Origin of the sequence: Haemophilus sp. Marseille-P9675, assembly GCF_916862695.1 — a bacterium.
Lineage (GTDB): Bacteria > Pseudomonadota > Gammaproteobacteria > Enterobacterales > Pasteurellaceae > Haemophilus > Haemophilus haemolyticus_K.
Genome location: NZ_CAKASP010000011.1, coordinates 1 through 6,359, shown reverse-complemented (window position 1 = coordinate 6,359; position 6,359 = coordinate 1). Strand labels below are relative to the sequence as shown.

General features: G+C 35.5%; 7 protein-coding genes and 3 pseudogenes. 8 read left to right on the top strand and 2 right to left on the bottom strand.

Annotation, left to right across the window (positions count from 1 at the left end; all coding sequences use genetic code 11):
* Together LIX50_RS09410 and LIX50_RS09405 are read left to right on the top strand one after the other, a co-directional pair.
* On the top strand, positions 1-707 hold a 707-nt coding region (locus tag LIX50_RS09410; RefSeq protein ID WP_226385948.1), incomplete at its 5' end, for a hypothetical protein.
* Between the two features lies 1 nt (position 708).
* Positions 709-1,068 carry a hypothetical protein gene (locus tag LIX50_RS09405; protein WP_048953534.1) on the top strand — a complete coding sequence of 120 codons (360 nt, stop codon included), beginning with the start codon at positions 709-711 and terminating at the stop codon, positions 1,066-1,068.
* Between the two features lie 135 nt (positions 1,069-1,203).
* Here LIX50_RS09405 and purT read toward each other — a convergent pair.
* Positions 1,204-1,344: pseudogene (purT, locus tag LIX50_RS09400) on the bottom strand (phosphoribosylglycinamide formyltransferase 2); the annotation flags it as partial.
* A gap of 153 nt (positions 1,345-1,497) precedes the next feature.
* On the opposite strand from purT, the gene LIX50_RS09395 reads away from it, so the two are divergent.
* The 3 genes from LIX50_RS09395 to LIX50_RS09385 are packed head-to-tail and all read left to right on the top strand — an operon-like array spanning position 1,498 to position 2,579.
* Complete coding sequence (locus LIX50_RS09395; RefSeq protein WP_226385947.1) at positions 1,498-1,713, top strand: hypothetical protein; 216 nt, start codon at positions 1,498-1,500, stop codon at positions 1,711-1,713.
* A 1-nt stretch (position 1,714) separates the two neighbouring features.
* Positions 1,715-2,080: a hypothetical protein gene (locus tag LIX50_RS09390; RefSeq protein ID WP_065422548.1), complete on the top strand. Its 366-nt coding sequence runs from the start codon at positions 1,715-1,717 to the stop codon at positions 2,078-2,080.
* Between the two features lie 28 nt (positions 2,081-2,108).
* Complete coding sequence (locus LIX50_RS09385; RefSeq protein WP_048953538.1) at positions 2,109-2,579, top strand: hypothetical protein; 471 nt, start codon at positions 2,109-2,111, stop codon at positions 2,577-2,579.
* Positions 2,580-3,095: 516 nt separating this feature from the next.
* Here LIX50_RS09385 and LIX50_RS09620 read toward each other — a convergent pair.
* Positions 3,096-3,311: pseudogene (locus LIX50_RS09620) on the bottom strand (hypothetical protein); the annotation flags it as partial.
* On the opposite strand from LIX50_RS09620, the gene LIX50_RS09375 reads away from it, so the two are divergent.
* The 3 genes and pseudogenes from LIX50_RS09375 to LIX50_RS09615 form a co-directional block, all read left to right on the top strand.
* The gene (locus LIX50_RS09375; protein WP_226385946.1) at positions 3,256-5,487 is read left to right on the top strand and encodes a polymorphic toxin-type HINT domain-containing protein; all 2,232 of its coding nucleotides are present in this window, start codon (positions 3,256-3,258) and stop codon (positions 5,485-5,487) included. The pseudogene LIX50_RS09620 and the gene LIX50_RS09375 sit on opposite strands and share 56 nt — an antisense overlap.
* Entirely contained in the window at positions 5,484-5,957 is a 474-nt protein-coding gene (locus LIX50_RS09370) for a hypothetical protein (RefSeq protein ID WP_048953547.1), read from the top strand. Before LIX50_RS09375 ends, LIX50_RS09370 begins: the two co-directional genes overlap by 4 nt.
* A gap of 233 nt (positions 5,958-6,190) precedes the next feature.
* Positions 6,191-6,359, top strand: a pseudogene (locus LIX50_RS09615) (hemagglutinin repeat-containing protein); the annotation flags it as partial.

The following is a 6,359-nucleotide window of genomic DNA, read 5'->3' as shown; positions in this document are numbered from 1 at the left end:
CAGCAGCAAAATTTGCAGTACAAAACTATATTGCGGGCAGGGATGATAAAACAGGCAATATAGATAAAAAGGTATATAAAGATGTTTATTTTGTTCACCATCCTGAAGCGAAAAATGGTTTGTCAGAACTCTTAGTGGCGGGTTATGAGAAAATGTTTGAAACTTCTTTTGGAAATCTATTAGGTATGGATAATTCAAGTTTACAAGCGATGAACATCATGAAGCAATATGGTAAAGATGATTTATACGTTGGTGCTCATAGTCGTGGAACATTAACTGTTAGTAATGCATTAAAAGCGTTAAATACAGAAGATAACCGAGAGAAAAAATTGCTTTCAAACACCTCTGTTAAAATGGTGGGTCCTGCAGCTGATATAACAAGAGCGGATGGCTATTTAAGTCAATTGCAAACGGGTAAGGAAAGAACCACTTCAGATGGTTCAATTCGGATTGAGAATCATGCTAGTGACCCAGTAGGTAGTATGCCGATTTTATTGGGAGGAAACCCTGCAACGACATCTGAAAATAATCTCAATAAAGGTTGGATTGCACGTATTAGCGATATATTTGGTGACAATTCATCAGTACATAATTGCCATGGCTTAGGACAACGACAATGTATTACTGATGGATATCGAACTGAGGGAGATCTTAAAATGGGAAATGAAAGAACTATTTTTGAATTAAATAAAGCGAAGGAGAAATAAAATGAAAGTACTATTTTCTATATTTTTAATATTAATTCTAAGCGGGTGTTCTTTTGGAGGATTTCAACCTCCACCACCACATGATCATTGGCAGCTACATAATGAGACAGCATTATTTCCGAACTCAGATCCTGATGTTTTAACTAAATATCTTGCTAGAAGAAAAAAAGATATGAAGGATTGCGGTATGGATTTTGTCAGTGGTGAAAGTGATAACGAAGAAGTAAACCTTTGCTTGGAAAGTAAGGGGTGGTATCTGAAAGGAGGACCAATTTGTGAAGAAAGAACAATGTGGAATAGACCAATATGTATCCAATGGCGAAAAAAACACAGCAAACCTGATGCTAAGCCTTGGGGATAAATAATACAGAAGTATTTTAAGCAGAGTACAATTTAACTCGATACAAAGTGCGGTCAATTTTCAAAGAGTTTTAAAACCTTTCAAAAATTGACCGCACTTTTTGTATTTTCAGAGCTGCTTATCTTTAAGCAAATCTTATAATTTCACATCCAACTTAGAGTAAGCGCGCTCTACTTTTTCTAATGCTTTTTCTACGGAAATATCACGAGCGAGTAAGACACCTAAACGGCGATGGCTATTTATTTCTCTTTTGCCGAAAATGCGAATATTACTATTAAACCTAAAGCCAGCATTGGTGTATAGTAAAGATTCCGATAGCCAATCTAGCACACTAAAGAATGGGAAACAGGTAAAGAAAGAACGACTTCAGATGGTTTAATTCGGATTGAGAATCATGCTAGTGACCCAGTAGGTAGTATGCCGATTTTATTGGGGGGAAATCCTGCAACGACATCTGAAAATAATCTGAATAAAAGCTGGTTACAGCGAACAGCAGATATGTTTAGTGATGAACGTTTATCCGTACATAATTGCCATGGCTTAGGGCAACGACAATGTATTACTGACGGATATAGAACTGGAGGAGATCTTAAAATGGGTAATGAAAGAACTATTTTTGAATTAAATAAAGCGAAGGAGAAATAAAATGAAAATAAGATTTTTATTCTTAATACCCTCAATCTTATTGCTTACAAGCTGTAGTGGATGGTTTCAACCACTTCCACCACATGATCATTGGCGCTTACATAATGCAGATGCATTATTCCCTGAATCAGATCCTAATGTTTTAACTAAATATGTTGATAGAAAAGAAAAAGATATGAAGGATTGCGGTATGGATTATGTGGTAGGAGAAAGTGATAATCCGGAGGTCAATCTTTGTTTAGAGAAAAAAGGTTGGTATCTAGAAGGTGGGCCGATCTGTGAAGAAAAAACAATGTGGGATAGTCCAATATGTATCCAATGGCGAAAAAAACATAGCAAGCCTGATGCTAAGCCTTGGGGATTATAAATAGTAATAACAGTAAAAAAGAGGATAAATGATGGCTTATCATGTTTCTTTAGTTAATACGGATAAGAAAGATATTTCTTATAAACTAATCATGAATAAAGAAAAGTTTAGAGAGTTTTTATTTAAAGAATTCAACATGAAGGAAGAGATAAATAAAAATGGAACTTTAGAGTTTTATTATGATAAAGATGATCCTTCTTTTACTATTTTTTATACTGAAGGTATTGAAGGTGAATATTACATTAATACCACGGATGATAAGCATATAGAAAAGCTAATTTCTATTGCTGAAAAGTTAAATGATGGTACTAGAGTTAGAGGAGATGAAGGGGAGACATATAACTCTTTAGAGGATACATATATCCATTCTGATGATGAATATTTATTTAAAAATACAACAAAGGAAAAAGGTTTTTATTTTCTTAGAAATCCTTCTATAAAAATAGGTATTGTTATAGGGATTATTGTTTGTCTTATACAAATTTTATTTTTTAAATAGTAGCTCTTATAACTAGTTTGATTTAAATCTGCGCCACCTTATTTGGGTTGGAGTTTATATAATGAGAATATGCTATTTTTAAGCTCAGATCCTAAAGCCGCATATAAATATCTTAGTAAGAAGAAAAAAAGATATGGAAGATTGTGGTATGGATTTTGTCATTGGTGAAAGTGATGATCTGAAAGTAAATCTTTGCTTCGAAAAAAAGAATGGTGCTTAGAGGGCGGACCTGTCTGTGGAAATACAATAATGTGGGATAAACCTCTTTGTGTTCAATGGCGAAAAAAAACACTGCAAACCGTATGCTAACCCTTGGGAATAAGTTACAAGAGCATTGAAATATCTTCCCAAAATATATTGCTTTGGGGCGATAGATTTATATGCCTTTCAACATTTGAAAAGCATATAATTTAAAATCTTTAGATACAAAGTGCAGTCAATTTTCAAAGAGTTTTAAAACCTCTCAAAAATTGACCGCACTTTTGTATTTTCAAAGATGCTTATATTAAGAAAACCTTATAATTTCACATCCAACTTCGCGTAAGCACGTTCTACTTTTTCTAATGCTTTTTCTACGGAAATATCACGAGCGAGTAAGACACCTAAACGGCGATGGGCATTGACTTCGCCTTTGCCGAAAAGGTGAATATTACTATTAAACCTAAACCTTGCATTGGTGTATAGTAAAGATTCCAATAGCCAATCTAGCACGACAAAAAGTGGCAAATTAGAGAACCGTTTTAATAAAGATGATGTTCAAAAAGAACTTGATTTCCAACGTGAGGTGACAGAGAAATTTGGACCAAATGTCGCGGAAGCAGGAAGTTTGCTTGCTAATAAATTTGGCGAAGAAGCGAAAGCGAAGCGTCATGAAGCCGCAATTGCGTTAGAAGAAGCAGAAAAAGCCAAGGCAGAAAACAACAACGAAACTAACCGCACTTTAGTAAAACAAGCACGAGATAATTTTGAGACAGCGAGTCGCGAAGCTAAAGAATGGGAAACGGGTGGAAGTAAACGCCTTATCATTGATTCGGCATTAAATGTTATCAGTACCGCTTTAGCTGGCAGACCGGCAGCGGAAGTGGTGGCTTCAGGATTATCACCTGCGGTGAATAATCAAATTAAGAAAGCGACAACAGATGCAAAAGGCAATGTGAATACCGCGCTCAATTTGACAGCTCATGCACTTTGGGGCGCGGTAGAGGCTTATGCAGGCAACCGTAATGTTGCTGCTGGTGCTGCGGGTGCAGCTGGTGGTGAGACGGCGGCTCATTTCCTTGCCTCGACACTTTATGATAAATCACCTGAAAATCTCAGCGAAGAAGAAAAACGTACTGTATCGTCTTTAAGCCAAGTAGCAGCAGGTATTGTTGGTGGTACTTTATCAGATAGTTCTGATGGGGCAATTATTGCAGCTAAAACAGCGAAAGATTCAGTGGAGAATAACAGCATGGCTGATGACGTTCATCCTAGTGATGAGCGTAAGCAAAACATTGAAATGTATGCCAAGGTTTTATTCAATGGAGATGAAGATAAAGCTAAAGAATATCAAGAAGGCCTAGAGATTGCAGAAGCTCAAGGGCAACTTGATAGTGTTAAGGAAACAGCAGATGCGGTTGTCAATTTAGATGATACTGTTGTGTCTTTATGGGAAGCAATCTCAAATCCAAAGAAAACCTATAATAATGTTGTGGTCTCGTTGAAAGATTGGGATGAGGCTTATGCGATTGCCCTTCAAGAGAATCCCAAACTCGCGGGAGAAATGCAAGGTTACCGCCAAGGTAAAATGAAAGGTGTTTCAACTGGAGGCGTGGTTCTGAGTGGTGCGGGATTGGGGATAGCTAAGTCTATTGCCAAATTAAAAAATGGCACGATTGATGTAGCCCATTCCAGTGTTAATGTTGCGAAAATTAAACCCAAAACTTGTTCTTTCCGTGGTGACATGGAAGTGAAAACGGAGCAAGGTTACAAGCCGATAGCGTCTATTAAGGTCAGAGATAAGGTTTATGCGAAAAATGAACTGACAGGACAAATGACCTATCAGCGTGTACAAGCGCACTACAACAATCCGTATGATTTTACGGTATATGTAGAAGTGATTGATGAACAAGGCAAACAGCAAACCCTTGTTTCAAACAAAATTCATCCATTCTTTACCCAGGTAAATCAAGGTGAGCTAGTACCGAGTTCTGAGGGGCATCACTACAACGGAGAAATCCAAAACGCTCAGTGGGTAGATGCACAAAATCTGAAAGCCGGCTATAAGTTATTATCAGAAAATAATCACTGGCAAACGGTGAAAGGTGTCACTATCAAGGCTGAGAAGTTAAGTGCGTATAACCTGACAGTTGAGACTGACCATACTTACTTCATTAAAGGAGCGAATTCTGACCTTGATGGCGTTTGGGTGCATAATAACTGTTGGAATAGCTTACCGGCAGATGCAGTCCGTACTGGTAAAACTACTCCAAATGGAAGACCTTTATATACCTTTAAAGATAATACAGGTAAGCAGGTAACAGCTTATAAAGGTAAAGATGGACGTTATTATGATCCTAAAGTTTATTCCCCTGAAAAAGTTGATGCTGTAAATGCTAAAGCGGTTGATAACAATGCAATGTTAGGAGCCAATGGTACAAAAATATTTAGTTCAACAGTTTGGAAAGAAAATGGTTCAAAAGCAAGAATTGATATTGAAAATCCTTCTCCAGGTAAAAGACCAGGCCAGATTCATTATCAGGATCAAAATAATATAAAATATTACTATAATCCTAAGGATGATAAATTCTATGTTGGAAAAATATCTGATGGTAAGGTTGCTCCTAAGAATATACAAGAATTATTAAGTAACCCAGACTTTAGAAGGGGTATAGATAAAGGTTTAAATTATTTAGGAGAGAAAAAATGATTTATATGAATTCAAAGATGATAGACTCTTTTAATGAGGTTTATAGTCATAAGAGTCTATCTACAGAATTGTCTTGTATATTAGATAGTGGATTTGTTGAGATAAATAAATGTGTTTTTTTTAGTTTTTTATGGAGTGATGAGTATAGTGATGATATAACCATTGATAATATTAAAGAACAATTTTTAGATTTCTCTGGGTACGAGTTTTCTATTAATAAAATATATATTGAAGATTATGTATCTAAGAATACTAAAGAGGAATCATTTTGTTTTATTAATGCTTTTAAAGTTAAATGGAATAAAGTTTTTCCAGGTAAACCTTGTGTTTTGTTTTTGTATTTTAAAAGTAACGAGTATGGTTTTAGTTCTGTATTTAGTTTTCATGTTAAAAGAATTGATGAGTATGTTTTAGATATTTCTAGTATTGAGGACTTTGAGGATGAAATATATGTAGAAATATTAAATTGAATTTTAATGGCTAGATATTTCAGAAATATATCCCGAAAATTGAGTTTTCTGAGGTTAAGCTTTTAGATATCTGAAATGCATATAACTTAAAGTATCTAATACAAAGTGCGGTCAATTTTCAAAGAGTTTTAAAACCTCTCAAAAACTGACCGCACTTTTTGTGTCTTAAATATAGGCTTTGTAGTGTTTTTAAGCAAAATTTGATGCAACATTGTAAGTTTTATTAATAGCTTAAAAAGAGCGAATCACGTACTCATACTGAAGGAAAAACCGCGGCCAAATCTCAAGTTAATGCAGGCGGCAAGGTGAATATTGTGGCAACGGGTGCTGGAAAGAATTCTGACATTAATATTAAAGGTTCGGATATCTCAGGCAAACAAGGCACAACATTGATTGCAGATA